The 25533-nt window shown below is 43.4% G+C and carries 21 protein-coding genes; 17 read left to right on the top strand and 4 right to left on the bottom strand.

The annotated features are described in order from the left end of the window. Positions 1-12 precede the first annotated feature (12 nt). The 13 genes from NTX44_11355 to ccsA all read left to right on the top strand — a co-directional run bounded on the left by NTX44_11355 (position 13) and on the right by ccsA (position 17767). Positions 13-2238 carry a cytochrome c3 family protein gene (locus NTX44_11355; GenBank protein MCX6122199.1) on the top strand — a complete coding sequence of 742 codons (2226 nt, stop codon included), beginning with the start codon at positions 13-15 and terminating at the stop codon, positions 2236-2238. 21 nt (positions 2239-2259) lie between these two features. After that, positions 2260-4290, top strand: coding sequence for a hypothetical protein (locus NTX44_11350; protein MCX6122198.1), 2031 nt, complete (start codon positions 2260-2262; stop codon positions 4288-4290). Then, on the top strand, positions 4290-5141 hold the full coding sequence (locus NTX44_11345; GenBank protein MCX6122197.1) for a cytochrome b/b6 domain-containing protein: 852 nt from the start codon (positions 4290-4292) through the stop codon (positions 5139-5141). Before NTX44_11350 ends, NTX44_11345 begins: the two co-directional genes overlap by 1 nt. 30 nt (positions 5142-5171) lie before the next feature. Further along, on the top strand, positions 5172-6665 hold the full coding sequence (locus NTX44_11340; GenBank protein ID MCX6122196.1) for a NapC/NirT family cytochrome c: 1494 nt from the start codon (positions 5172-5174) through the stop codon (positions 6663-6665). A gap of 14 nt (positions 6666-6679) precedes the next feature. Beyond that, entirely contained in the window at positions 6680-7135 is a 456-nt protein-coding gene (locus NTX44_11335) for a Rieske (2Fe-2S) protein (GenBank protein MCX6122195.1), read from the top strand. Continuing rightward, positions 7132-8205: a cytochrome b N-terminal domain-containing protein gene (locus tag NTX44_11330; protein MCX6122194.1), complete on the top strand. Its 1074-nt coding sequence runs from the start codon at positions 7132-7134 to the stop codon at positions 8203-8205. The genes NTX44_11335 and NTX44_11330 overlap by 4 nt, the downstream gene beginning before the upstream one ends. Then, on the top strand, positions 8202-9668 hold the full coding sequence (locus tag NTX44_11325) for a cytochrome c3 family protein (protein MCX6122193.1): 1467 nt from the start codon (positions 8202-8204) through the stop codon (positions 9666-9668). The genes NTX44_11330 and NTX44_11325 overlap by 4 nt, the downstream gene beginning before the upstream one ends. Positions 9669-10078: 410 nt before the next feature. Beyond that, positions 10079-10594 (top strand): multiheme c-type cytochrome, encoded by a 516-nt coding sequence (locus tag NTX44_11320; protein ID MCX6122192.1) that lies wholly within the window; start codon positions 10079-10081, stop codon positions 10592-10594. 201 nt (positions 10595-10795) lie between these two features. Continuing rightward, a complete protein-coding gene (locus NTX44_11315; protein MCX6122191.1) occupies positions 10796-12007 on the top strand; it encodes a hypothetical protein in 1212 nt (403 codons plus the stop codon). Positions 12008-12014: 7 nt separating this feature from the next. Next, entirely contained in the window at positions 12015-13247 is a 1233-nt protein-coding gene (locus tag NTX44_11310; protein MCX6122190.1) for a cytochrome C, read from the top strand. A 15-nt stretch (positions 13248-13262) separates the two neighbouring features. Then, complete coding sequence (locus tag NTX44_11305; GenBank protein MCX6122189.1) at positions 13263-14093, top strand: CxxxxCH/CxxCH domain-containing protein; 831 nt, start codon at positions 13263-13265, stop codon at positions 14091-14093. A gap of 93 nt (positions 14094-14186) precedes the next feature. Continuing rightward, entirely contained in the window at positions 14187-15359 is a 1173-nt protein-coding gene (locus NTX44_11300) for a hypothetical protein (GenBank protein MCX6122188.1), read from the top strand. A 158-nt stretch (positions 15360-15517) separates the two neighbouring features. Continuing rightward, positions 15518-17767: a cytochrome c biogenesis protein CcsA gene (gene ccsA / locus NTX44_11295; GenBank protein MCX6122187.1), complete on the top strand. Its 2250-nt coding sequence runs from the start codon at positions 15518-15520 to the stop codon at positions 17765-17767. 175 nt (positions 17768-17942) lie between these two features. Here ccsA and NTX44_11290 read toward each other — a convergent pair whose 3' ends face one another. Together NTX44_11290 and hemG are read right to left on the bottom strand one after the other, a co-directional pair. Beyond that, positions 17943-18656, bottom strand: a complete 714-nt coding sequence (locus tag NTX44_11290; GenBank protein ID MCX6122186.1) for a hypothetical protein — start codon at positions 18654-18656, stop codon at positions 17943-17945. Between the two features lie 34 nt (positions 18657-18690). Next, positions 18691-20112, bottom strand: coding sequence for a protoporphyrinogen oxidase (gene hemG, locus NTX44_11285; protein ID MCX6122185.1), 1422 nt, complete (start codon positions 20110-20112; stop codon positions 18691-18693). A 505-nt stretch (positions 20113-20617) separates the two neighbouring features. On the opposite strand from hemG, the gene NTX44_11280 reads away from it, so the two are divergent. After that, entirely contained in the window at positions 20618-21328 is a 711-nt protein-coding gene (locus NTX44_11280; protein ID MCX6122184.1) for a hypothetical protein, read from the top strand. A 641-nt stretch (positions 21329-21969) separates the two neighbouring features. After that, positions 21970-22602: an HXXEE domain-containing protein gene (locus NTX44_11275; GenBank protein MCX6122183.1), complete on the top strand. Its 633-nt coding sequence runs from the start codon at positions 21970-21972 to the stop codon at positions 22600-22602. A 78-nt stretch (positions 22603-22680) separates the two neighbouring features. Here NTX44_11275 and NTX44_11270 read toward each other — a convergent pair whose 3' ends face one another. Then, on the bottom strand, positions 22681-22905 hold the full coding sequence (locus NTX44_11270; GenBank protein MCX6122182.1) for a hypothetical protein: 225 nt from the start codon (positions 22903-22905) through the stop codon (positions 22681-22683). A gap of 15 nt (positions 22906-22920) precedes the next feature. Then, a complete protein-coding gene (locus NTX44_11265; GenBank protein MCX6122181.1) occupies positions 22921-23328 on the bottom strand; it encodes a hypothetical protein in 408 nt (135 codons plus the stop codon). 187 nt (positions 23329-23515) lie between these two features. Here NTX44_11265 and NTX44_11260 point away from each other — a divergent pair, with 187 nt between their 5' ends. Together NTX44_11260 and NTX44_11255 are read left to right on the top strand one after the other, a co-directional pair. Then, entirely contained in the window at positions 23516-24484 is a 969-nt protein-coding gene (locus tag NTX44_11260) for a hypothetical protein (protein ID MCX6122180.1), read from the top strand. A 285-nt stretch (positions 24485-24769) separates the two neighbouring features. Further along, positions 24770-25225, top strand: a complete 456-nt coding sequence (locus tag NTX44_11255) for a hypothetical protein (protein ID MCX6122179.1) — start codon at positions 24770-24772, stop codon at positions 25223-25225. The last annotated feature ends 308 nt before the right edge of the window (positions 25226-25533 follow it).

The following is a 25533-nucleotide window of genomic DNA, read 5'->3' as shown; positions in this document are numbered from 1 at the left end:
TACAATAAGAACGTGAGTATACATATTGTCCAAAAAAAATACATTCCAATTTATGCAATGATGACGAATAAGATATTTTTAAGCCGATCAAAAAGATTTTGTTTCCTGTTGATATTGACTGCGATACCAGCATTGATTGCCTCAGCACAAACAGTGGATGATTGCCTCGCCTGTCACGAAGATTCATCGCTGACGACGGAGCGAAATGGCAAAGTAGTCTCGCTTTTTGTTAATCGTGCTGTACAAAAAAGATCACCACATGCGAAACTTATATGTACGGCTTGCCATACCGGATTCGATGCACAAAATGTACCGCACAAGGAAAAAATTGAACCTGTCAATTGCCTCCCTTGCCACAAGGACGCAATCAATCGACATGCATTCCATGGTCCAGTACTAAAAGCAAAAAGCGGAAGTAATGCTCTTGTATCTGCCTGTAAGCAATGCCATGGTACACACGATGTTGTTGCCGTGAAGGCGAAAGATTCTAAGCATGCAGGTGCTAACTTAATCGAAACCTGTGGTAGTTGCCATACGAAGGTGAAAGACACTTTTATACATTCCGAACATGCCAAAGCGCTTATTGCTGGCGTGAAGGGCGCTCCGGATTGTATCACGTGTCATAAGAATCCGATCTCGAAAATCTCTGCAGGCCTTGATACTGCACAGTTCAAGCGTGCACAAGAAAAAGTCTGTCTCTCCTGCCACTTGGATGACCCTAACGTAAAAGCGAGGACGTCTCCGACGGCGGGATTTATTGCTTCATACGATGCGAGCGTGCACGGTGCGGCAATAACACGCGGCAATGGCAACGCTGCAAATTGCGTTGACTGTCATGGTAGTCACGAAATGAATAAAGGTTCTAATCCTGCTTCACGTGTTTATAAACAAAATATTCCAAAAACTTGTGGTACATGTCATACGAATATTGCTATTCAATTCCAATACAGCATACATGGTTCTGCTTTGCAAAAAGGGGTTAACGCCGCTCCGACCTGCACTGACTGTCATGGCGAACATAACATATTAAAACATACTGATCCAAAATCGCCTGTCGCTGCAGGAAATGTTTCCTCGCAGGTTTGCTCACCATGTCATTCTTCAGTAAAGTTAAGTCAGAAATTCGGGTTTACCAGCGATCGGTATCAAAGTTTCGCTGATAGTTATCATGGTTTAGCCGGTAAGCATGGTTCAGTGGAAGTTGCGAATTGTGCAAGCTGTCATGGTGTTCATGATATCAAGCCATCGTCAGATACGACCTCGCGCATCAGCAAAAATAATTTGGTAAAGACGTGCGGTAAATGTCATCCCGGTGCAAATGAGAATTTCACAAAAGGATCCGTGCACGTTATCGCAGAACAACGCCAGGAGGATCTACTCTATTTTGTAACCAGCACGTACATCATCCTTATTGTTGTGGTGATTGGTGGAATGATTGTTCATAACCTGTTGGATTTCATCAAGAAGTCGAGACGTCAACTGATGTATCGCCGCGGACTCATTGAGCGACATCATCCCGGTCATCGATTATACCTACGAATGACGTTTGAAGAACGAATCCAACACGGAACATTGTTAGTAAGCTTCTTAACACTGGTATTGACAGGGTTCGCATTACGCTTTCCCGATGCGTGGTGGGTTGCCGGGTTTCGGCAAATCAGTCCAGTGATGTTTGAATTGCGCGGGATTCTTCATCGTATTGCGGCTGTGATCTTAGTGATGGCAAGCCTCTATCATCTCTACTATATATTTTTCACCGAGCGCGGGAAACAACTTGTTCGAGATCTTCTGCCGGTCTGGAAGGATGTGACAGATGCGCTTGGTGTGATGAAATTCAATCTCGGCTTTTCGAAGGACAAACCACAGTTTGCCCGGTTCAGTTATATCGAAAAAAGCGAATACTGGGCGTTGGTCTGGGGTACGATTGTGATGGCCGTGACCGGCGTGATCCTTTGGTTTGACAACACATTTCTTGGCCTTATAACGAAGCTTTGGTGGGATGTTGCCCGCACCGTCCACTATTATGAAGCATGGCTTGCTACGCTTGCAATTGTCGTTTGGCATTTTTATTTCATTATCTTCAATCCGGATATCTATCCTTTAAATCTTGCATTCTGGAAGGGTACGTTAACGGAAGAGGAAATGGAAGAAGAACATCCGCTTGAGCTGGAAGAGATCAAGCGAAAAGAAATGAAATACATAGAAATTGACGAAAAGCAGTCTCCAGACAAATTGTAAGGTGAATGTACGTTGGACAAGATGAGTATTCGAACGAAATATTGGGTACAGATGAATATCGTTCGCTGTAGCATGCTCTTGGTAATGCTCCTTTCGTGTTGTGCCTCTGTTCTCGTTTCACAAGAAAATACAGACTGCCTCGCATGCCACAACGATAAATCGTTGACCGGAATGAAGAAGGGGAAAACGATCTCTGTGTTTGTCGACGATAAGAAGTTTGGCGAGTCAACTCATGCCAAACTTGCCTGTATTGATTGCCATATTGATATTGCCGGCAAAGAGCTGCCACATGATGAAGAACTTACTCCGGTGGATTGTGGGAAATGTCATTCAACAGAACAGGAACTCCACGCCAAGTCACTGCACGGAAAAGCAATCGCACGAGGAGATGTACTTGCACCACACTGCAAGGAATGTCATGGTACCCACGAAATTTATTCCGCAAAAGATTCACGTTCATCTGTTTCGCCCTTGAAGGTACCATATACGTGCGGGAAGTGTCACCAAGAAGGTTCCATTGTTCAGAAACAGCGTACTATTCATCAAGATAATATCATCGAAAATTTTTCTGAAAGTATCCACGGTGAAGGATTGTTAAGGAAGGGGCTGATCGTTGCACCGAACTGCGCGACATGTCATACAGCGCATTCAATTCTTCCGCACACGGATCCCGCCTCATCTATAGCAAGGAAGAATATTGCCAAGACATGCACAAAATGCCATGCGCAGATCGAGTTAGTGCATCGTAAAGTGATCAAAGGGGAATTATGGGAAAAGGAAGCACACACCCTCCCGGCATGTATTGACTGTCATCAACCGCACAAAGTACGTAAAGTATTCTATGATCAAGGCATGGCGGACCGTGATTGCTTACGCTGCCATGAGAACAAAGACATCAAGGCAAAGAAAGACGGACGATCCCTGTTTGTCCAGGTGGATGATCTGAATCATTCACGCCATGCCAAAACCGCATGCAGCCAGTGTCATTCGGATGTGAATGCCTCACGGGTTCGTGCGTGCGAAACCATTCAGAAAAAAGTGGATTGTGCATCTTGCCACGCAGAAGTTGGTCAAAAATATTTGAAGAGTACGCATGGTATGCTGCTTGCAAAAGGCGATGCGAACGCACCGAATTGTAAAGAATGTCATGGGACACACAAGGTTCTAGGAAAAGCGGAACAAACCTCTCCCACATTTGCGACAAATGTTCCAGCCCTGTGCGCGCGATGTCATCGTGAAGGAAAAAAAGCAGCTGTCCGTTACACCGGTGATCAACACGAAATCATCGAACATTATGCTGAAAGCATTCATGGGAAAGGGTTGATGAAGAGCGGTTTGACGGTGACCGCTATGTGCACGAATTGCCATACTGCGCACAGTGTGCTGCCCCGCAACGATGAAGCTTCGAGTGTGAATCCAAAGAATCTTCCAGAGACTTGCGGTAAATGTCATAATGGGATTGAGCAGCAATTTGAAAAGAGCATCCACTCAAAGCTCGTGAGCAAAAGTGACAAACCGCTTCCTGTGTGCAACGATTGTCATTCTGCTCATACAATTCGTCGTGCAGACGAAAACGTGTTCAAGCTTGATATTATGACAAAATGCGGCCGTTGCCATGAGCAGATTTCCAAAACCTATTTTGACACATACCACGGTAAGGTATCGCAATTGGGCTATACCAAGACCGCGAAATGTTATGATTGTCATGGTGCGCATGATATTTTACTGGTTTCTGACCCAAAATCACATTTAAGTCATGAAAATGTTGTCGGTACGTGCCAGAAGTGTCATTCAGGTGCAACACGCAGGTTTGCCGGTTACTTGACACACGCAACGCACCACGATCCTCACAAGTATCCGATTCTGTTCTGGGTTTTCTGGGGAATGACAGGGTTACTCGTTGTTACGTTTACCGTCAGCGGAATACATACATTGCTTTGGCTGCCGCGAGCTTTGAAAATGAAACGTGACAAGAGAAAGAAACTCTCCTTGCCCGCAGAAACACCAACTGAGGAAGACAAAAAGGAAGAAACATCAGGGGATAAGAAGTGATGGAATCAGTTGCAGAAAATAGCACCGAGAAACAATATCAGCGGTTCACACGATTGAATCGGCTGCTGCATGTTGTCATGATCGTTTGTTTCTTAAGCCTGGCATCGACAGGGATGACACTGAAATTTGCCTATACCTCTTGGGCTGTATTCCTTTCTCATCTCTTTGGCGGATTTGAATCCGCGGGATATATTCATCGGGTTGCCGCTGGAACGATGATCTTCTTGTTTGTCACTCACATCATCGACCTGATTCGGCGTAAACGGCGCGAGTATGGAACATGGCGTGCAATGTTGTTGGGTTCGGATTCTATGGTCTTCAATAAAAAAGACTTGCAGGATCTCATTGGAAATTTCAAATGGTTCATCGGCAAGGGACCACGTCCCGATTATGGCCGATGGACATACTGGGAGAAGTTCGATTACTTTGCCGTGTTCTGGGGAATGATTGTTATCGGTTCAACAGGCTTGATGCTGTGGTTTCCCGAATTCTTTACGTTATTGCTTCCGGGGTGGCTCATCAATGTAGCAACGATCATTCATAGTGATGAGGCATTGCTTGCTACCGGATTTATTTTTACGGTGCATTTTTTCAACACTCACTTCCGTCCTGAGAAATTTCCAATGGATCTTGTTGTATTTACAGGACGCATGACGCTTGAAGAACTCAAAGAAGATAAACCACTCGAATATGAGGCCATGGTGAAAAACGGTGATCTCGAAAAACATTTGGTAGAACCATACCCTGAAATTGTTGTGCGGGTTATTCGTATATTTGGTTGGACAGCATTGTCGATCGGTGCCAGCATGGTCATCTTGATCATTTATGCAATGGTCTTCGCGTATCAGTAACCACATTATTCATAACACGGTGATCAAACGATGAAACGTTTCTTTCCGCCAGCTTTTTACAATATGCGAACATTGATCGGTGCTGCAATTGCATCGGTCAGCTTCGGACTAGTGCTTTTCCTCACCGTTCTCGATCTTTTCGCAGGAGAGCAGAAACCGTATGTAGGAATACTTACTTTTATTATTTTGCCGATTTTTATTCTCTTTGGGCTGGGACTGGTGTTTTATGGTACATGGCGCGAGCATCGCCGTGAAAAAAGGGGGCTGCCGCATGAGTTGAAACTGCCCCGCATCGACTTGAACGATCCACGGCAGAGAAATGCATTCTTCTGGATTTCACTTGGCGGGTTGATGCTCTTAATCTTTTCTGCTTTTGGCAGTTTCAAAGCGTACGAGTATACGGATTCCGATAAATTCTGCGGCACGATGTGTCATACAGTCATGAGTCCGGAATACACTGCGTACGAATTTTCACCGCACGCCCGTGTTGGATGTGTTAAGTGTCATATCGGACCGGGGGCCGGCTGGTTCGTGCGGGCGAAGCTTTCCGGGGCGTATCAAGTGTATGCAACGCTTTTCAATAAGTATCCCAAACCAATACCGACACCGATTGAGAACCTGCGTCCTGCTCAAGAGACATGCGAACAGTGTCATTGGCCTAAGCATTTTTTCAGTGAGAAAATGCTGAAGAATACGTACTTCCTCTCCGATGAAAAAAATACACGCTGGATGCTGGATCTCCTTATCAAGATTGGCGGCGGGAATATCGAAGCAGGTCCAACATCCGGAATCCATTGGCACATGAACATTGCAAACGAGTTGACGTATATCGCAACGGATTCACAGCGTCAAAGCATTCCTTGGATACGGTCAAAAAACCCGGAAGGAAAAGTTGTTGTCTATCAAAGTACAGAAAACTCTTTGACAGATGAGCAGATTCGCACAATGAAAACTCGCCGGATGGATTGCATAGATTGTCATAACCGTCCTACACATATTTATCATCCGCCTGCAAGGTCGATCAATCATGTGATGTCATTGGGCTGGATTGATCCAAACCTTCCTAATGTGAAGAGCGTTTCTCTAAAAGCACTCGAGAATTCATATTCCACAAAACAGATCGGACTTGACAGCATACAACTGGCAATCGAAGGATATTATCAGATGAATTATCCGGAACTTGCCAAAACGAAACAAGACACAATCGCGAAAGTTATATCGGAAGTTCAAAAGATATTTAGCCGTAACTATTTTCCTGAAATGCATGTAAGTTGGAAAAAATTTCCGGATAATATAGGGCACATGTACTATCCCGGCTGTTTTCGCTGTCATGACGGAAAGCATGTTTCTGGCGACGGAAAAGTTCTGTCACGGGATTGCAATGTTTGCCATACAATCCTTGCCCAGCAATTCGAGAAGGAAGGATTGCGTTTGTCGTTAAGCGGTGTTGAATACCGACATCCGGTCGATATTGGAAACGCCTGGAAAGAAATGAATTGCAGTGATTGTCATAATGCTCAATAGAGAGATATTTTTTCATGAATCAACAACCTGAGATTCCAGAGCAACAAACGAAAAGAGATTTCCTCAAGATTATTCTTTCCGGCGGAGTGATTGCGTTTCTTGGTGCGGTTCTGTATCCGATCCTTGAATATCTCATCCCGCCAAGACAGGCAGAAGTTGAAGTGTCGAGTGTCAAAGCGGGAAAGTTGAGCGAAATTGAAAAAGACAGCGGAAAAATTATTAAGTTTGGCACGAAGCCGGTAATTTTAATTCGAACCACCGATGGCGATTTGCGTGCCTTCTCCGCAACATGTACACATCTCGACTGCACGGTGCAATACCGGAAAGATTATGGCACGATCTGGTGCGCATGTCATAATGGTAAATATGATTTACATGGCAGAAACATCTCTGGTCCACCGCCGCGTCCTCTTGATGAACTCCGGGTTGTGGTTCAGGGTGACGATATTCTAATTTCAAAAAAAGTATGAAATCATTTCTGAAACGAATCTATAACTGGATTGACGAGCGTGTTGAGCTCGAGGGTTTGGTTAATTACATGGGAAAAAAATATGTTCCCGTGCATCGTCATTCTGTGTGGTATTACTTTGGAGGCGTTTCTCTCTTTCTCTTTATTATTCAAGTTGTGACGGGGATTCTCCTGCTTCTCTATTATAAGAGCGGGGAAGAGCTTGCTTTCGAGAGTATTAATTTTATTATGTCGAAAGTTCAATTCGGCTGGCTCATTCGTTCTGTCCATAGCTGGACGGCAAATCTCTTTATTCTTTCGGCAATGATCCATATGTTCAGCGTCTATTTTGAAAAAGCATATCGGAAACCGCGCGAGATTACGTGGGTCACCGGAATGCTTATGTTTTTTCTCTTATTAGGATTCGGATTCAGCGGATATCTTTTGCCATGGAATGAACTTGCCTTCTTTGCTACAAAGGTTGGCACCGACATCGCCGGTGTCGTGCCGGTCATAGGTAAACCATTGTTGACTTTCCTCCGCGGTGGAGATGAAGTAACCGGTGCAACTCTTTCTCGATTTTTTGGTTTCCATGTGGCGGTACTGCCCGGGCTTTTCACAATTTTTCTCGGTATTCATCTTCTTCTTGTGCAGCGACAAGGGATGAGCGAGCCGCTGCATATCAAAGCAGAATCTGAGCGCAAGTCAATGCCGTTCTTCCCCAATTTTATTTTACGTGATCTGACTCTGTGGCTTCTTGTGCTGAATCTTCTCGCAATTCTTGCAGTATTCTTTCCCTGGGAATTAGGAAAGAAAGCCGAAGCATTTGCACCTGCTCCTGCTGGTATTAAACCTGAATGGTATTTCCTTTTTATGTTTCAGACATTGAAATATATTCCCGGCAGGTTATGGTTTTTAGATGGTGAGGTGTTAGGAATTCTTCTGTTTAGCATTGCAGGCATCTTATGGACTGTGGTGCCTTTTTGGGATTACAAGAGTTCGCGGGGCGAGCAGAATCGATTTGTGAACTATCTTGGGTTGTTTGCCGTGATGTATATCATTCTCTTCACTATTATCGGGTGGCTTGCATGAAACAGTACATTCTTATTATTGCCGCCGCCATTGTTGCTGTACTTTTTCCTCTCGAATCTGCATGTGCCAAAGACCAATGTTTAGAATGTCATCTCACGGCGGGAGATAAGCCGTCAGAATTGTTTAAGCATGATGTTCATTACCAAAAAGGAATCACCTGTGCTGGATGCCATGGCGGTAATGCCAAGAGTGAAGACATGGAACAAGCAATGGATAAGAAAGCGGGTTTTCATGGGATACCGAAAGGTGATGATATTTCCAAAGCTTGTGCGGCCTGTCATTCTTCTCTTGAAAAGATGAAATCGTTTGGTTCATCCCTGCCGACAAATCAATGGGAATTTCTGCAAACAAGTGTACATGCGAAACTTTCATTAAAAGGAAAAGAGCACATTGTACAATGCATCACCTGTCATAACGCGCACGGAATTGTATCAGTGAAAAATCCATCTTCTCCGGTGTATCCTTTGAATGTCGTTAAAACCTGCACCCGTTGCCATGCCGACATTGCGTTAATGCGATCCTACAATCCATCACTTCCCGTTGATCAATTAGAAAAATACCGTACGAGTATTCACGGAAAACGTAACGCGAAAGGAGATGCAAAGACAGCCGCGTGTGCAAATTGTCACGGGAGTCATGACATCCGATCAGCAAAAGATGTGAAATCAAAAGTGTATGCTTCAAATCTGCCTGGAACATGTGCAGCATGCCACAGCAATGTTGATTATATGAAGCCGTACAAAATTCCGACAGATCAATACGAGAAGTATGCAAAGAGTGTTCACGGTGTTGCGTTGCTCCAAAAGCATGATCAAGGCGCCCCAGCTTGCAACAGCTGCCATGGAAATCACGGTGCTATGCCGCCGGGAGTAGAATCAATCTCAAAAGTGTGCGGAACTTGCCACGCATTGAACGCTGATCTTTTTTCTTCAAGCCCGCATAAAAAAGCTTTCGATGACCGCAAGCTTCCTGAATGCGAAACTTGTCATGGCAATCATGAAATTATTGCCGCTACCGATAAATTATTAGGGGTAACACGAGACGCAGTATGCAGCCGATGCCACGGTGAACATCTAAACGTCAAAGGGTATCAGGCTGCGAAGAATATGCGCGGATCGATAGACAGTCTGGAAGCGCAGGAACAGCGGGTTCGGAGCCTGGTGGACGAAGCTGAGCAAAAAGGAATGGAGATCAGCGAAGCGAAATTCAAACTTCGGGATGTACGACAAGCACGGTTACAGTCGCGGACAATGGTGCATGCTTTTAACGAAGGAAAATTCCGGGAAATTGTAGATAATGGAATAAAAGTATCTAGTGTGATTGCAGAAGAAGCTACAGCAGCAATCCAAGAATATTATTTTCGTAGATTTGGGCTGGTGATTTCAACATTAATTATTACTTTACTTGCAATATCACTGTACCTCTACGTGAGGCGTCTGGAAAAAAAACAAAATAAGAATTAGCTCATTTGATGTTTTTCTAGCTTTTGCGTGTAATTTTATTCCCAAATAGACCGATTACCAGATAAGCGTCGGATTGGTGTGCATATATCATTTGTTTCCTTAACCAGCTAAATATAACCCAAAATATGACTTCCCCAGTTTCTAAAGTCACATGATCACAAAAAATGTTGTGTGCATTTTGGATTTTCCTATTTTGGATACGTATTTTCCTAAGTGTTGGAACTCAACGTTGAATTTAAGCGACTGTTGAATAATTCATCACTTGAATATCTTTAAACCATTGTGATTTTTGATTTTTTAAATGTTTTAAATAGATAATTTAGGTACGCAAGTTGTTGTGTGTATTTAACTTATACAGCAAGAGGCAGAATGAAATTGAATTATCATAACAATATGCAAAGGAGAGTTCTATGAAAGCAATAAAGTTGTTGTTAATCATTTTTCTTGTCGTTCCTTTTATATTAAATGCTCAAAACAAATACGTCGGTGCAAAGATGTGTAAGATGTGTCATCAATCCGACAAACAGGGCAAACAATTTGACATATGGCAAAAGAGTAAACATGCGGAAGCATACAAAACACTTTCGAATGCTAAATCGGCTGAAATTGCGAAAGCGAAGGGTTTGAAGAAAGCGGCAAACGAATCACCCGAATGCCTCGAGTGCCATGCCATTACAGCTGATGCAAAGCTTACCGCCGATGGAGTGCAATGCGAATTATGCCACGGTGCAGGATCGGCATACAAAACCATGCCCATCATGAAAGACCAGGCAAAAGCAATTGCTGCCGGATTAACAGATTTCAAAGACAAGGGTGCTATTGAAAAGAAGTGCAAGACATGCCACAATGAGAAAAGCCCAACTCACAAAGGGTTTAAACTTGAAGAAATGTGGGCAAAAATTAAGCACCCGATTCCAAAAGGATAACTTTTAAAGAGAGTCTCATTATTCGATCGAGCGCTTCAAGAGATTTTTGAAGCGCTCAATTATCCACGGTTCAACTCAACGTGATCACATAAATAACAATAACCAATGAAACGTTCAATACGATATTGTTTTCTGATACCCTTGACAATGCTTTTTCTGTCTTTCATTGTACAAAGTGAAGCATTCGCTCAACTGTTTCAGATGAGACTTGTCTCGTCCGCCAATGCTTGGCAGCGGCAGGATTCAGTAGGCAAATCATCCAACCATCTGCTTGGATATCAAACTGTGCAACTCTCGCTTGCAGGTGAACATCTCTCGTTTCACACGTACATGCAGGGGTCCCAGGATTTTGCTGGTCCTTTAAATGATCGTGGTGCCTTCAGGTTCTATAATTTTTATTTAAAGTATTCTAATCTCTACGACATTGCTGATCTGAGTCTTGGCAGACAAGCGGTCTTTGCCGGTGTCGGTAACGGCACGATCGATGGCGGTGTTGCATCCGTACGCTTATTGGATTCAAAGGTCAAGGTGCTCGGTTATTACGGCGCACTTCCGGAACCGGGACATCAATTTGAGATGATCAAGGACCAAAAGAATAACAATATGTACGGAGCCCAAGTGGTTGGCACACCGGTTGACTTTGCTCGTTTGTCTTTGAGCTATATGGCAAAGAATATCAAGCCTGAATTATATTGGGCGCTCCGCAGAGACTCACTCTTGAATCCAATCCTGACCGAGATCAATCCCACTGCTTCTTCAGAACAATATGTGAGCGGTGATGTGAGTGTTGACTATAGCAGAGTGTCTGCGTATGCGCGCGGTGACGTTGATCTCAATCTCGAAAAGTTATCAAGGATTCAACTTTTCACTCGTGTCAAGGTCATGGAGCCGCTCTCGTTCACTGGCGAATATATTCACCGAGAGCCGCGTCTCTCATACAATTCCATCTTTTGGGTGTTCGCATACAACACGATCAGTGAATATGAACTTGGCGCAGAATACGCCATCTGCAAAGATTGGCAAGTATTTGGAAAGTTTGGAGCGGTTTCGTACGGCGATGAGAATTCAAACCGTATCACGCTCGGCGGCAGTACGAAATACGCCTCAGCCAGTTTCAGCTGGAATACCGGCTATGGCGGTGAGTTGGCAGCGGTTTCTGCAAATGCAGGCTATCCAATATTGAATAACAAATTAACACCGACAGTAATGATAAGCTATGCGCATTATAAATTAGACAGCAATGCACCGACAGCAAATGCCTTAAGCGCTGCGCTCGGGGCTGTCTACCGTCCGTTGTCCGCTTTGTCGCTTGATCTGCAGCTGCAATGGATTCAAAATAAAGTATACAGCAACGATACGCGCCTCTTTTTCCGGGGCAGCTATTACTTGAGTGAACGTTTGAATATTTTCTGAGATCATCATGCCAACAATAAAAATTAAATCGTTACTCCTGAGAAAACACAGGTACCCGTTATTCAGTTTAGTGCTGATGCTGCTGATTGCTTTCACTGTTGTTCTGACGTCACGCGAAGCAACCGGTATCGATAAACAACCAAAACGGATCAAATTTTCGCACCAGCTCCATAAAGAAAACGGTGCTGCTTGTGCGGATTGCCATAGTGAAGCGGCTGCAAGCGTAAAAGCTTCGGACAACCTGCTTGCCAAAATGGAAGTATGCAAAAGTTGTCACGAACAGGTAAGCAATAATTGTACGTATTGCCATGTCAGCGCCGATTCAACAACATATACAGCAACGCCAAACCCGGTAAGAGAATTAATCTTTTCACATCAAAAACATGTAGAAGAACAAAAGACAGCTTGCGAAACATGCCACACCGTTCTTGATAAAGCAGATGCCGGCACAGGAGAACTCGTTCCGGCTATGGCGACGTGCGCAACATGTCATAATGATGTGAAAGCAACAGGCACGTGCGAAACATGCCACACAAATTTAGCCGCTCTCCGGCCCGCAGAACATAATCGAACCAACTTCGTGCGTGAACATAAGTTTTCCGCAAGACTTGGCGATGCAAAATGCGGCGCCTGTCATACGCAGGAAACCTGTATCGACTGCCACAATGGAAGCGAATTGATGAAAGTGGATGTGCCGGGTAAAGATCTCATGTCGCTTCACTCACCCCGACTCATGGCGATTGACCGCGGACAGGGCATGCGATTGACAAAGGTTCATGATCTGAATTTTAAATTCACCCATGGCATTTCTGCAAAGGGCAAAGCGATGGAATGCCAGACATGCCACAGCGCAGAACAATTCTGTTCCGAATGCCATAAAGCAGGCGGGAATGTAAATCAAGGAGAATTCAAACCGACATCGCATTCCGTTGCAGGGTTTACGACATTGGGTGTTGGAACCGGCGGAGGTGAGCATGCACGGCAGGCGAAGCGTGATATCGAATCTTGCGCAGCGTGCCACAGCATTGAAGGTGCGGATCCAATTTGTATAACATGTCATACAGATGTTGATGGAATCAAAGGTACCGATCCCAAGACACACGATCAAGGATTCATGTCGGACACTCATGGGAATTGGCATACAGACCCGGGAGCAACGTGCTATACCTGCCATACCGATGTCAATGCGCGTCCGGGTGGTGTGAAGGGACAAAAATTCTGCGGCTACTGCCACCGTTAATTGGATGGATTGAATATGAAGAAACAACAACAAGCTCTCATTCTTACGATTCTGTCACTCGCGTTTCTCGCACTCTCATGCAGTGATTTGAAGAAAGATTTGCCAACCGAAACAACCGCAGGGCCGCAAATTCATGGCCAGGGATGGAAGGACACGGCATCAGCTAATTTTCATGGACTTGCAATTCAAAGTGCTGGATGGAGTATGAACAGCTGCAAAGAATGCCATGGCCCGGATTATCGAGGCGGAAGTTCCGGTTCATCGTGTTTCACATGTCATAACAAGCCGGGTGGACCAGAAAATTGCACCGTGTGCCATGGTGGTGTTAATGCTGCTCCACCAAAAGATCTCGCGGGCAATACTTCATCTTCTTCTCCTGGCGTTGGAGTTCATCAATCCCATCTCCTTGGTACAGATTCTATTGCAACACCGATCGCCTGCAATGAATGTCATATAGTGCCTGCGTCGCTTTCTGCGGCTGGACATATTGATAGCACAGCCGGGGCAGAAGTAATGTTCCTGGTTACGCCGCGTTACGCTGCAGGGCAAAGTTTTTCACAATCAACATTGACTTGTACTAATACATACTGTCATGGAAATTTTTCAAATGGTAATAAGCAGTCGGTCGTGTGGAATGATGTTTCAGGTCAGGCAAGCGCGTGCGGCTCTTGCCATGGAGACGTAACAAAATCCACAATTGGTGATAAAGCATTGCCGAAGACATCGCTCAATGGCGGCACTCACCCGAATGATACTCGCTGTGTAAACTGTCATCCGCATGTTATTGACGCCAATTATAAGCTTACTCTTTCGAAACACATAGATGGACAAATTGAATTCAATTAACGAGGAACAAAAAGGAAACAATTATCAACATCGGGCTATCAATTAAAATACCATTAAACAACTAATTACAAACCTGTAATATAAAGGTGATTTATGATGAAAAAAATACTCTGGAGTCTTGCTATCGGTTTGGTAAGTCTCTTCGTAATTGCAAGTCTCTCGGGCTGTAAAGGACCGGAAGGCCCAACCGGGCCGCAAGGTGATAAAGGTGATGCGGGAACAAACGGCACTAATGGTAATAATGGTCTGAATGCTGGTTTTGTTTATTTTGATGGATTCAAAGACAGTTTGAGATGCGCCTCTTGCCATAATCCTGAAACAGATACAACATATTATATTGCCGCCCGTGCACGTCAATGGGAAGAATCGAAACATGGCGCCGGAACTGCATCGGAAGAAAACCGTTCTGGTTGTGCAGAATGCCATACGACAGAAGGATTCATGTTGAAGGCTAAAGGATTGACCTTAACCGACCTTCCAAATGCTACGCCTCCGGGCTGTTTTGCGTGCCACTCACCGCATTCGAAGGGAGATTTTTCGCTGCGCGTAACCTCAACAGCTCAACATACTTTAAATTCCAATATTACCGGCGTCCCTGCTTCTACGTTCAGCCTTGGAAAAGGAGATTTGTGCGTTGGATGTCACCGTCCACGAACATTGAGTCCTCTCCCCGATCCTACAAAGACCGCAACAACAGACACATTGAAAATCACTTCGAATCGTTGGTATGCTCACTATGGTGTACAGGGTCAAATTCTTACAGGTGTCGGTGCGTTCCAATGGACCGATGCTACAACCTATAGCAAAACGTCCGCGCACAGCACGATGGCACCTATCACCACTGATGGCTGCACGGTATGTCATATGGCTGATTATTTACCGGCAAACGCGTACGGTGATCATATTGGCGGACATACAATGAAAATTACATATGTTCCAGAAGGTTCAACAACTGCAGTTGAGATGGTGAACGGCTGTAAGAACTGCCACTCGTCAATCACAAAGCTTGATTACAACAGCAGGATTACACAGTTCAACACAAAAATGGCGACGTTGAAAGCGCAGTTAGTTGCAAGAGGGTGGATTGACGCGAACGATGTAATCTTGGGAACTTCTTCTTCTAATTTAAAGATCGTTCCAGCATCCCGCAGTGGAGCACTCTTCAATTATATGATGCTGCTGCATGACGGAAGTCATGGAATTCACAATCCGGACTATGCCGCGAGCATGCTTGATGCATCGATTGCAGAGCTGAACAAGCCGTAATCTTATTTTGGGTTTATATTTTTGTATCAAGCCGTGTGCGGGAGTTACTTCCCGCACACGTGTTTTATACGGGTTATACGTTGTTCTTGGAACCCTTCAAGCGTACCTCGGTGTTCTATGTCAGAAGCGCATTATTCATTTTTTAAAGGAAAGCTCGCATGATTGGTACAACTGTCCTCTGGATCGCTTTTACGGCATCGCTGACCTCAGCCTGTTTTTACTATCTTTCACTCTCAAAACAAAATTTATTGCAGGTGGCACGCAGCAGCTTCTTCATCTCCGTTATCGGCGTCGCATCAGTTTCCGCTATACTACTTCTTTATATCCTTCAACATAGATTTGAATATCATTATGTATCAAGCTATAGTTCCCGCGATCTCCCGATAGCATTATTGATCACAACATTCTGGGCTGGTCAGGAAGGCAGTTTCTTACTCTGGGCGCTCTTTGCCACTGTGATTGGTTTATTCCTGCAAGCCTACACCCGGCGGACAGATATGGAAAGACCGGCTATGGCGACTTACTCGCTTGTGCTGGCGTTTCTTTTACTTCTCATCGCCATTAAGTCACCTTTCCAATATATATGGGATGTGCAGAAAGATGTTCCAAAGGGTTTTATTCCGCAGGATGGTAGAGGATTAAATCCGTTATTACAGAATTTCTGGATGATCATTCATCCGCCGGTACTCTTTCTCGGTTTTGCATCTCTTGCCATTCCATTTGTATTGGCGATTACAGCGCTCTGGCAAAAAAGATACAGCGACTGGCTGCATGCAGCGCTGCCATGGGTGTTGTTTAGCGCGCTCTCACTTGGTGCCGGACTTATGCTTGGCGGTTACTGGGCATACGGTGTACTCGGCTGGGGCGGCTGGTGGGGATGGGATCCGGTAGAAAATTCTTCACTCATTCCGTGGATCGTCGCGGTCATACTTGTCCATACCATGCTGATCCAGATGCTCACGGGTAAACTTGTCAGGACGAATTTTGTTCTCGCCGTACTTACATACCTGTTGGTAATTTATAGTACTTTCCTGACGCGCAGTGGAATTTTAGCAAATGCTTCTGTCCATTCTTTTGTCGATCCCGGTTCGCTTGCTTATACGCTGCTTGTGATATGGCTTGCCGCCGCTGCCCTCGGTGGATTTGGTATGATTGTGTTTCGCAGAAAAGAATTGAACATCAAGACACTCCCCAGTACCTGGCTCTCACGCGAATCGCTGTTGTCCATTGCGACAATTGTCATGGGAGTTTGCGCGGCGGTGATTCTTTTCGGAACAAGCAAGCCGCTTTTCTCAAACGCTACGGTTGAACCTTCTTTCTACGACCGCACGAATCTTCCCTTTGCTGTTCTCATGACGTTCTTGCTCGGTCTGAGTATCCTCACAAAATGGAATCAAGAAGGCAAACAACAGTTATTCAAGAAACTTATTGTGCCAGGAGTTTTATCCGTCCTTGTGCTTGCAGTACTCGTTGTCTTGGGACTGCATGACATATCTGCTGCATTGTTAGCGTTCACATCTCTTTTTGCACTCGTCGTTGCAGCCGGGCAGGGATATCGAATCGCAAAAGAACAGCCTCGGTTCATCGGCAGTGCACTTTCGCATGTGGGTTTAGCAATTCTTTTCCTTGGCATTATTGCTTCCGGGCGCTATGGACAGAAACAGTCGGTTGTACTTCCGTTGAATCAACCGCAAGTAGTTTTCGGTGACACGTTAACATATATCGGAACCTCGGCTACACCTGATGGAAAAATGAAATGCGAAGTAAAAATGGTTCAGAATGGAACGCCGACGATTCTTCGACCGGTTATGTTTGAAAGTACCTACAACAATAGTTTGATGAGAAATCCGGATTATATCAGTTATCTTACAAAGGATTTCTATATTGAACCAGTCTCTATCGAGGAAGGCAGTGAAGCGGCAGAGCAGAGCGTACTGGTTCTTCCAAAAGGCGAACCGGTGCTGTATGGTCCTCTTCAGATTACGTTTAAGCAATTCGATCTAGGATCACATACTGGCAGCGGTATGATGGGCGGCGCCAGCAATGCGATGACTATTGGTGCGATGCTGGAAGTCAAAACAGAAAAAGACATTCAGACAATTATTCCAGTGACAACATTTAGTGTACGGGGAAAACCTGAGATGAAGACCGGTTATCTCAAAAGCGGGACGATAGGATTCCAACTTGCTTCTATGAATGTTGCCACAACAAAAGGGGGAAAATCAACCGTTCATATAAATGTCGTCGGTCTGGAAAGTATGGCTCATGGCTCGGAACAAAAACCGGAAATTCTCATTGCCGAGGTAAGTATAAAACCATTTATGAGTTTTGTATGGATTGCTGCTGTACTCATCGTCCTTGGATTGTTGGTTGCGATGCTGCGGCGACTGAAGCAGAATACTGTTTAAGAAAATTTTGTAACGTGTCTTTTTGAAACCCAACGGGGTTGTCCAAAAAGAAAGAAAATGTCACCCCGAACTTGTTTCGGGGTCTAATTTTTTACAAAAGACAGATGCTGAAACGAGTTCAGCATGACAACTCCGGACTTTTTAGACAGCCTCACTGGGTTCTCGACAACTACCTTCATTGCTTCTCTTGTATCTCAGTTTTCCAGTAGACGTAATTATTGCTTTTATTTATCAAGGCAATATCTTTTGGAATTATTTTCAATTGCCCGTGAATGGCTGATCCTTCCTGGCTCAAATTTACAACAAAATGAATTTTGAAAAATATATTGGATTCATTTCCTTTTGCTGATTGTGCTTCGTTTCTTCCGACTTTCCATTCAAAATCCGGATTGAATTTCAAAAAGATACTTGATGTCCGATAACCGCCCCGGATGCTGTCCGCCAAATCAACATACTGATTAGACGGAATAAGACAATCCACGGTCGGAACGCTGTACGGCGCTTCGATAATCGTTGGACATTTCAGAGAATATATTTCCGAGTCAGCGTTGTATAAGATAAGCGCTGCTTTAAACCACAAACCAAACACTCTGCGGTCCAGCTTTGTATCCTTGAGATGTGTATTCAGTTTGTTTTGAAGGAAATCGCGGGAACGAGCTACACGAGCTTGAAATTCATTTGTTGTCTCAAATTCACCTTTTTTTTCTGTTTCATTTTTCAGCTGGGTAACGGCATCATTCAAGTACGCCCACTCATCTTTCAGCAGGATGGTGAACGATTCAGACGGGGTATCTTCATCTTGATATACTGCCTGCTGTACTTGTGCCAGCAGCGCAGCGGTTGTTATAAAACTGCACAATAAAACGAAAAGCGGGATATTCTTTTTCATAGCAAATCCTTTCAAGGAGAACATCAAATAAAGTCTAACGTGTTGAGAGTATCTGCGAGGAAATACTCTCTGCAATCTCATACGCATTTTTCACACAGTCGCCAACCGAAATGCCGCCGCGATAGTTTCCAGCCAGCAAAATACCCTGATTGGCTTCTTCAAACTGGGCAAGCAAGTCCATTTTTTGCTGGTATCCTATTTCGTATTGCGGAATGGATTTTTGCCAGCGTGTTATGTTTAAATATACGGGTTTTCCTGAAAATTGCATAATAGATTTGAGCTCATCAAGCGTCATCTGAATAATTTGTTCATCATTGAACCCGGTCAATTCCGGCTGACGGGCGCCGCCAACGAATGCATTGAGTGCCACTAATCCTGCGGGTGCGCGATTTCCAAATAAGCATGAGTTCCATAAACAGCCGAGGATTTTTCGTTTTTCCTTCGATGGAATAAGGAATCCAAAACCATCCAGCGTGTGCCCGATGTCATCTCGCTTCACACCCAAGAATATAGAGATAATCGGGGAATAATAAATGGAGGAAAGCACATGTGCTGTTTCCATCGACAATGATTTGATAATGGGCGCAGCGTCGTAGGCGGGAATAGCAAACACGACGACATCCGCTTCAATCTCTTCCTCTTTGCCGTTGCGGAGGTATTCAACAAGGTAACGCCGCGCATCGGGTTCATCCGACGGCTCTTCGCGTGCAGTTGTCAGGTTGCGGATACCGGTAACTTTTGCGTTAAAAAGAACCGTCTTGCCAAGCGAATCGCCGATAGCGTGCGGTAATGTTTGCATCCCGCTGACGAAGGAAAATGTTTCAGCGCGGTCTTTCGCTTTCTCTGCCCGTTGTTTTCTTTCCTGCGCGCCTTTGATCATCCCTTTTACCAATCCGCCGTACTTTTCTTCCAGCGCATACAGTTTAGGGAATGCGGAGCGTACGCTTAACTGTTCCGGCTTTCCGGCAAAAACACCTGCCACGAACGGATCGATGGCGTAATCAAGAAATTCGCGTCCTAATCTTCGTTCAACAAACTCAGCGATACTTTCCTCTTTCTCTGCGCGTCCAATGAATGGTTCTTTCATGACACGAAATTTTGCAGCGGTGGAAAAGAGTTTGGTTGAGAAAAAAGAACCGGGTCCCAGCGGCATCGAATGTAAAATACCATCGCGGAGGATATAACGATTCTTGCCTTCCGGGTTGGCGTAAGTGAATTCTGATTCCAACCTCAAGTCTGAGATAAGTTCTTTGAAGAGAGGGGTTGTTTCGAGCGCGGTGTTTGCGCCGGTCTCATACAAAAAACCTTGCTCCTGCACCGACTTCATTGTTCCGCCCACTTCACTATCTTTTGCAAGCACCGTAACATTGATACCGCGTTTCTTCAGCCAGTAGGCAAGACAAAGTCCGGTAATGCCTTCGCCAATAACGATCACATCTGTTTTTAGTGGTCCCATACTAACTCAAGTATAAGATATTAAGTGAAAAGGAAAAAGAGAAAAATAATGAGATCCTATCTCAAAACCTTTTCGCAACTCCGGCAGAACGGAGGCAGAATATCGCCAAATTACCCAAGTGATTTATGCAGTACTTGTGAGAAATAAAATATTATTGCATTCGATACTTGATTTTGATTAGAGGAAGAGACATATTTATCGCAAGTGAGGTATATCGGGTAGCTACGAATTTCTTTTTCTCCCATTTCGACAGGATGGCGTTTGTTATGGAAGAGAACAAAGCGTTTAATCCGTTGAGCATAAGAATCTTCCGAACGGGGGCTGAGGTGTTTAAGTTGGGCAGTTCCCGCACTAGGTCAAGAAGTTTAGTCGCCAGGGTAGCCTCCTATATTAGCGATTGGTAAAAGTTACAATTTGTTTTAATAAGAATCTATATTTTACGCTTATAAGCGTGGAACATAGACAATGTCTATCTAATCAGTAGTTAGGCAACAAATTCATAAATATGGATTTCGATAATCTAAAAGAGAAATTCGTCTATTATTTAGACAAGGGCATCGTTCAAGACATTTATATGTCTCGGTTGTCGTATTCGCTCTTAATGTCAATCGGCAAGTATGGTAAACAATTAGAAGGAACACCATATGTTCTCTTTTTTCAGAATCTCCAGATGATTCTTTCTGATCATCTCATAGTTCACATTACCAAGCTATTTGAACCGATAGACAAACGCTATGAAGTAATAAGTGTCCCAACAACTCTCCAAATAATTTCTGAAAATGTTGATAATCTTGAAATAATCGAACGCCCACTGGTTTGTCAGCATTTGGCAAACCTTGGAATTCTCCTCAATAATTCATGGTCAATTACTTCGGCAGAACTAAATAGGATCATTGTTGATCACTTTCAATCAACGATGCCTTCATTGGATAATTCTAATTCGCTTCTTGCCTTGAAGGTAATACGCGATAAACGAATTGCCCATAGAGAGCTTATGGATATTTCTGGATCTCCGACTACAAGTTTCAGAGATGCATATAATTTAATTACTTACGCGCAAAACTTTGTAATCGTTGTTGGGACTGCTTACACAAGTACTGTTCATGGTTTTATCAATGAAGATTTCTTTCTTGGCGAAGATGCCGAAAGAAGTTCTCTGTCTTTGAAAAATATCATTAACGATCTTTTAAAAATATCTGAAGAATTTGTTGCCTAACCAGGCGCTCAAGCTGACGGATTGAGCGTGGGAGCAATTTACATTGCGCGCAAAGTTTTAGATGCTTAATAATATATTTATCAGCATGAACTCGCTTCGTTGGTCGCATTACGAAATTCATCAGCGCCGCAGCTTAGCGCCGATCCGTTATGTTGCACGTGCAGCGCACATTGTTTGCGTTACTTATTTAGATTGGTAATTTCTTTCTACTGGCTTTGGTTATTTATTGGCGTCGTACGGAATTAGAAGTTTGTTGCTTTCTACATGGTCGAGTCGTTAACAAGTTTTGTTTGGTACGAAATCATAAAAGCGGTACACGTTAAGTTCTAAAAAGAATCTCGGTAATGCGCTGCCCGTGCTCAGAATAATTCAAGTTATGATGGCGTGAGCAAGCATTGTTGTGTGGAAAGTTTGTACAACAAAGAAACTATAACATAACCAGTTGCTCAAGCTGACGGTTGCCAGCTGTGTGCGTTAAACATGGCGAGCAATGGCTGGGTGCAAAAGATAAAACTTTCGTTGTGGGACTTGTTTCGTTGGTGCATTACGAAACTTTTCAGCGCCGCAGCTTAGCAACAGTCCGTTAGGCCGCTTTATTTGAACATTAATATGCGCTCAGTCGCATGAAACAGGAAACAGATATGACTTTCAAAGAATATTTCTTCTGGTTCAAGGAAAACTGGCAAAAGACTGGTGTGATCGTTAGCATTTTCCTTACAATCTATCTGGTCGTAATTGTCCTACCAAAAAGTACGGTCTTGTTTGCATTGCTGATGTCCACCCCGCTTTATATGCTCCACGAGATTGATGAATATATTTTTCCGGGTGGCTTTGCCAAATTTATAAACAAGAATATTTACAAGATGGATCCTGAAACTGGACTCGTTGACTCGACCGCTATTTTCTGGATCAATATGGTTGTCTGGTTCTTTTTTCCACTCGCCAGCCTTAATGCAGTTTCCAAAGCTGATCTGACTCAAGCGGCATGGATACCCTATTTCTTCATCTTCCAGGCTGTGATTCATCTCATTCTCGGGATAGTTGGCAAACGGTTTTTTAATCCTGGCATGGTTTCCGCTTGGTTGGTTCATGTTCCGTGGGGGATTTGGACTATCTGGTTGTTGATTCAAGCTGGAGTGATTGTCAATCCGTATTGGAATGAATATCTGTGGGATGGCCTATCGATCTGTTTCTACATGGTGATAGCTGGTGTCATTCTATATATCCGTCACAAATTCAAGCGGCCTAACCAAGCGCTCAAGCTGACGGAATGAGCTGGGTGCAATTTACATTGCTCGTGGTGGTTTACGTTTTTGTTATTCAGTTTTTAGTACCTATAACTTTGAGACTTATTAATTTGGTTTTGTGCATGAACCTGTTTCGTTTTCAGCAACTTGAAAGTTATCAACGCCGCAGCTTAGCGCCCATCCGTTAGGTGGCGCAATCATATATGAACAATGAACAATTACAATCTGTCTATTATGCTTGGTGTCGGGCACAAATTGTGAGAGAATGTTTTGATCAATCGCATACCAGCGATCCAATTGAATCCTATCATGATTTGTTTGCTTCTTCATCTGGCAAATTTGTTATCATTTGGCACGGCTTACTTTTTTCCGTTGTCGAATTTTTGGATAAGTTTCATGAAATTCCGCTCTCAATTGCTGAGGAGGTACGTGTGTTATATGAACCTTTAAAACGTTTTCGAAATGCTGTCTTTCATGTTCAGAATCATCCGCTTTCAATGAAGTATGATGATTTGATTGGTATGCCACACGCTCTTTTGCGTGTAACGAGAATTCACGAGGAATGTGGCCGTTATATTTGCAAGTGTCTCGATTTTCCATTTCCACCCTTCGTCGGAATTCCGCAGCAATTAAACGTCCGTATTTCTCCTGATAATAAAACCATATAGCAAATTGAAATGCTTGTTTTAGTAAAGAAGCATGATAAATAATAAAATATTTTCGATCTATATTGCAATTATCATATTGCGCCACCTAACCAGCGGCTCAAGCTGACCGGATGAGCGTGGGAGCAATTAACATGGCAAATAGAGGTTTTGTTTTTAATAATTCACTTGGTAGCGTGAACCTGTTTCGTTTTGTGTAACATTAAAGTTGGTCACGCGGTCAGCTTAGCCGCAGTCCGTTAGGCGGCGTGACCGTATATTAAAGAAAGAATCTTATGAATCTTATCCCAAATACACGCGATTATCTCGAAAAATTTGTTCGGGCTAAATTGGAGGACTATCGAGAAATAAAAAAAGAATATAGACCTGACAACGGTTATGGTCATTTCCACCGATCTGATGAGATTTATCAGATGATCTTGGATATTTATTTTAACTTGGAAGATAATTTTTCATATTTATCCATTCCAGAGAAACACGCCTCTCCTCAGGCTCTTATCAAGAAAATCGAATGGTTTTTAAAGCTTTTGAAATCAAGACAAGAACTAGTGGATGATATTATTAAACACCATCAATCTCGAAATCTTTTTTTACCAACGCCTGTTGTCGAAATTGATAAAGTCCGTCGGGAAGTAATAGATGCTTTTGAATATGCTTTGACTATAAGTCAATCAGAACTTAACCCCGTTTCTAAAGAATCCAATGCAAAAACAATAAAGCCCCAGCCGCAGATTTTCAAATGGTATAAAAAAGGTGTAAATCAAGCTGCAATTATTGCTGGTCTCTTTTTAATTGCGACTGCTAGCATAAGCGTTTTTGCCCCTCAGTGGTTTAAATCTGAAAATAAAAATATACCAGCAAAAGAAAACAAAAGCACCATTACACTTTATGGCGATATAACAAGTGAAATGAGAGATACAATTGGTCCGGTAGACAGAGGACATGCACCGCTCCATGTTCGTGTGAAAGGGGCAGTATCGAATGCAATGAATTATTATGTGTATATCATAGTAAACGATGACATTGCGGAATGGATCGAACCTGTAACTGGTTTGGGCGCTCGCGTCGACGGATATTTTTCTGGCGATTGTTTCCTTGGTAAAAGCAATGACAAGGCTTATCTCAATAAATTGTACAAAGTTTATGCCGTTGTTACCGATAGAGAATATCAGAATTTTAGTATTCTAGACAGGAAAACAATCATAACCAAATCTAATGAAATCGAATTATTTAGAACAAAATAATATTGTTGAACTTAGATATTCACCCGAACAAGTTTCTTCTACTTAAAATAACGCCGCCTAACCAGGCGCTCAAGCTGACGGCTAAAGCTTGGGTACGTTAAGCATGGCTGCTGGTGGTTTTAGGTTATAAAAATTTACTTTTCAGTACCTCGTTGGTTGATTGCAGATTAATTTGGTTATCAGCATGAACTCATTTCGTTTAGTGTATTTTGAAAATTATCAGCGCCGCAGCTTAGCGCCAGTCCGTTAGGCAGCCATACTTAAATTAAAAAGGATAATCGAAAAATGCCCTTTCTAAAGTCTATAAATAGAAAATATTTGTTTTTTGTCATCTTTGCTCTCCTGTACGGGGCAAGTGCTTATCTTTTAAGTCAATCTAAAACTATTCCAGAAAGATATACAAAGATTAGCAACAATCGTTCTAAGTGTACATTAACATATGATTCCACTACTATTTCTGAATCTGATGCAAAAGTTGCATATACAATTCTTGAGAACATTCATTATTTCACACCCAGGGTTCCAACTGCTCAAGCAATCTTTTTCAGAGATTCAAATAATGTTTATACATTTGAATGTTTTGTTTCGCGAACAAAATTTGAGAAAACTTATGTTGATAGTGGCTTCGTGGGGGGATTGCAAGAATTGCAGACTAATTATCGAAATAGAAAGTACCAATTCCATATATTTACAGTCGATTCAAAGGATTCTATTCTAACAAGAACAATTAAATTAAAATAGCAATGGCTGCCTAACCAGGCGCTCAAGCTGACGGTTGCCAGTTGAGTACGTTAAATCCCGCTGTACGGGATGCCGTAAAGCGGCACATGGCGAGCATAGGATTTAGTCTTAATAATTTCTTTTTCAGCGTGAACTCACTTCGCTGGGTGCATGTTGAGGTTTGGTCACGCCGCAGCTTAGCGCCAGTCCGTTAGCCAGCAATGGAACATTTTAGAATAACAAATGTATACTAAAATATCTAAAATATACGAAACGCCAACCGAGATCAAGATTGATAAGGTAAAAATCCCTACTCCATTTTGGTACAT

The sequence above is a fragment of the Ignavibacteriales bacterium genome (assembly GCA_026390575.1).
Classification (GTDB): domain Bacteria; phylum Bacteroidota; class Ignavibacteria; order UBA10030; family UBA10030; genus Fen-1298.
This window is presented reverse-complemented; position numbering and strand designations above follow the sequence as displayed.

What these genes read in the sequence shown, in the direction of transcription:
- NTX44_11350 (MCX6122198.1), top strand. Translation starts at nt 2,260, where the DNA reads ATGAGTATTCGAACGAAATATTGGGTACAGATGAATATCGTTCGCTGT.
- NTX44_11345 (MCX6122197.1), top strand. Translation starts at nt 4,290, where the DNA reads ATGGAATCAGTTGCAGAAAATAGCACCGAGAAACAATATCAGCGGTTC.
- NTX44_11340 (MCX6122196.1), top strand. Translation starts at nt 5,172, where the DNA reads ATGAAACGTTTCTTTCCGCCAGCTTTTTACAATATGCGAACATTGATC.
- NTX44_11335 (MCX6122195.1), top strand. Translation starts at nt 6,680, where the DNA reads ATGAATCAACAACCTGAGATTCCAGAGCAACAAACGAAAAGAGATTTC.
- NTX44_11330 (MCX6122194.1), top strand. Translation starts at nt 7,132, where the DNA reads ATGAAATCATTTCTGAAACGAATCTATAACTGGATTGACGAGCGTGTT.
- NTX44_11325 (MCX6122193.1), top strand. Translation starts at nt 8,202, where the DNA reads ATGAAACAGTACATTCTTATTATTGCCGCCGCCATTGTTGCTGTACTT.
- NTX44_11320 (MCX6122192.1), top strand. Translation starts at nt 10,079, where the DNA reads ATGAAAGCAATAAAGTTGTTGTTAATCATTTTTCTTGTCGTTCCTTTT.
- NTX44_11315 (MCX6122191.1), top strand. Translation starts at nt 10,796, where the DNA reads ATGAGACTTGTCTCGTCCGCCAATGCTTGGCAGCGGCAGGATTCAGTA.
- NTX44_11310 (MCX6122190.1), top strand. Translation starts at nt 12,015, where the DNA reads ATGCCAACAATAAAAATTAAATCGTTACTCCTGAGAAAACACAGGTAC.
- NTX44_11305 (MCX6122189.1), top strand. Translation starts at nt 13,263, where the DNA reads ATGAAGAAACAACAACAAGCTCTCATTCTTACGATTCTGTCACTCGCG.
- NTX44_11300 (MCX6122188.1), top strand. Translation starts at nt 14,187, where the DNA reads ATGATGAAAAAAATACTCTGGAGTCTTGCTATCGGTTTGGTAAGTCTC.
- ccsA (MCX6122187.1), top strand. Translation starts at nt 15,518, where the DNA reads ATGATTGGTACAACTGTCCTCTGGATCGCTTTTACGGCATCGCTGACC.
- NTX44_11290 (MCX6122186.1), bottom strand. Translation starts at nt 18,656, where the DNA reads ATGAAAAAGAATATCCCGCTTTTCGTTTTATTGTGCAGTTTTATAACA.
- hemG (MCX6122185.1), bottom strand. Translation starts at nt 20,112, where the DNA reads ATGGGACCACTAAAAACAGATGTGATCGTTATTGGCGAAGGCATTACC.
- NTX44_11280 (MCX6122184.1), top strand. Translation starts at nt 20,618, where the DNA reads ATGGATTTCGATAATCTAAAAGAGAAATTCGTCTATTATTTAGACAAG.
- NTX44_11275 (MCX6122183.1), top strand. Translation starts at nt 21,970, where the DNA reads ATGACTTTCAAAGAATATTTCTTCTGGTTCAAGGAAAACTGGCAAAAG.
- NTX44_11270 (MCX6122182.1), bottom strand. Translation starts at nt 22,905, where the DNA reads ATGAAGAAGCAAACAAATCATGATAGGATTCAATTGGATCGCTGGTAT.
- NTX44_11260 (MCX6122180.1), top strand. Translation starts at nt 23,516, where the DNA reads ATGAATCTTATCCCAAATACACGCGATTATCTCGAAAAATTTGTTCGG.
- NTX44_11255 (MCX6122179.1), top strand. Translation starts at nt 24,770, where the DNA reads ATGCCCTTTCTAAAGTCTATAAATAGAAAATATTTGTTTTTTGTCATC.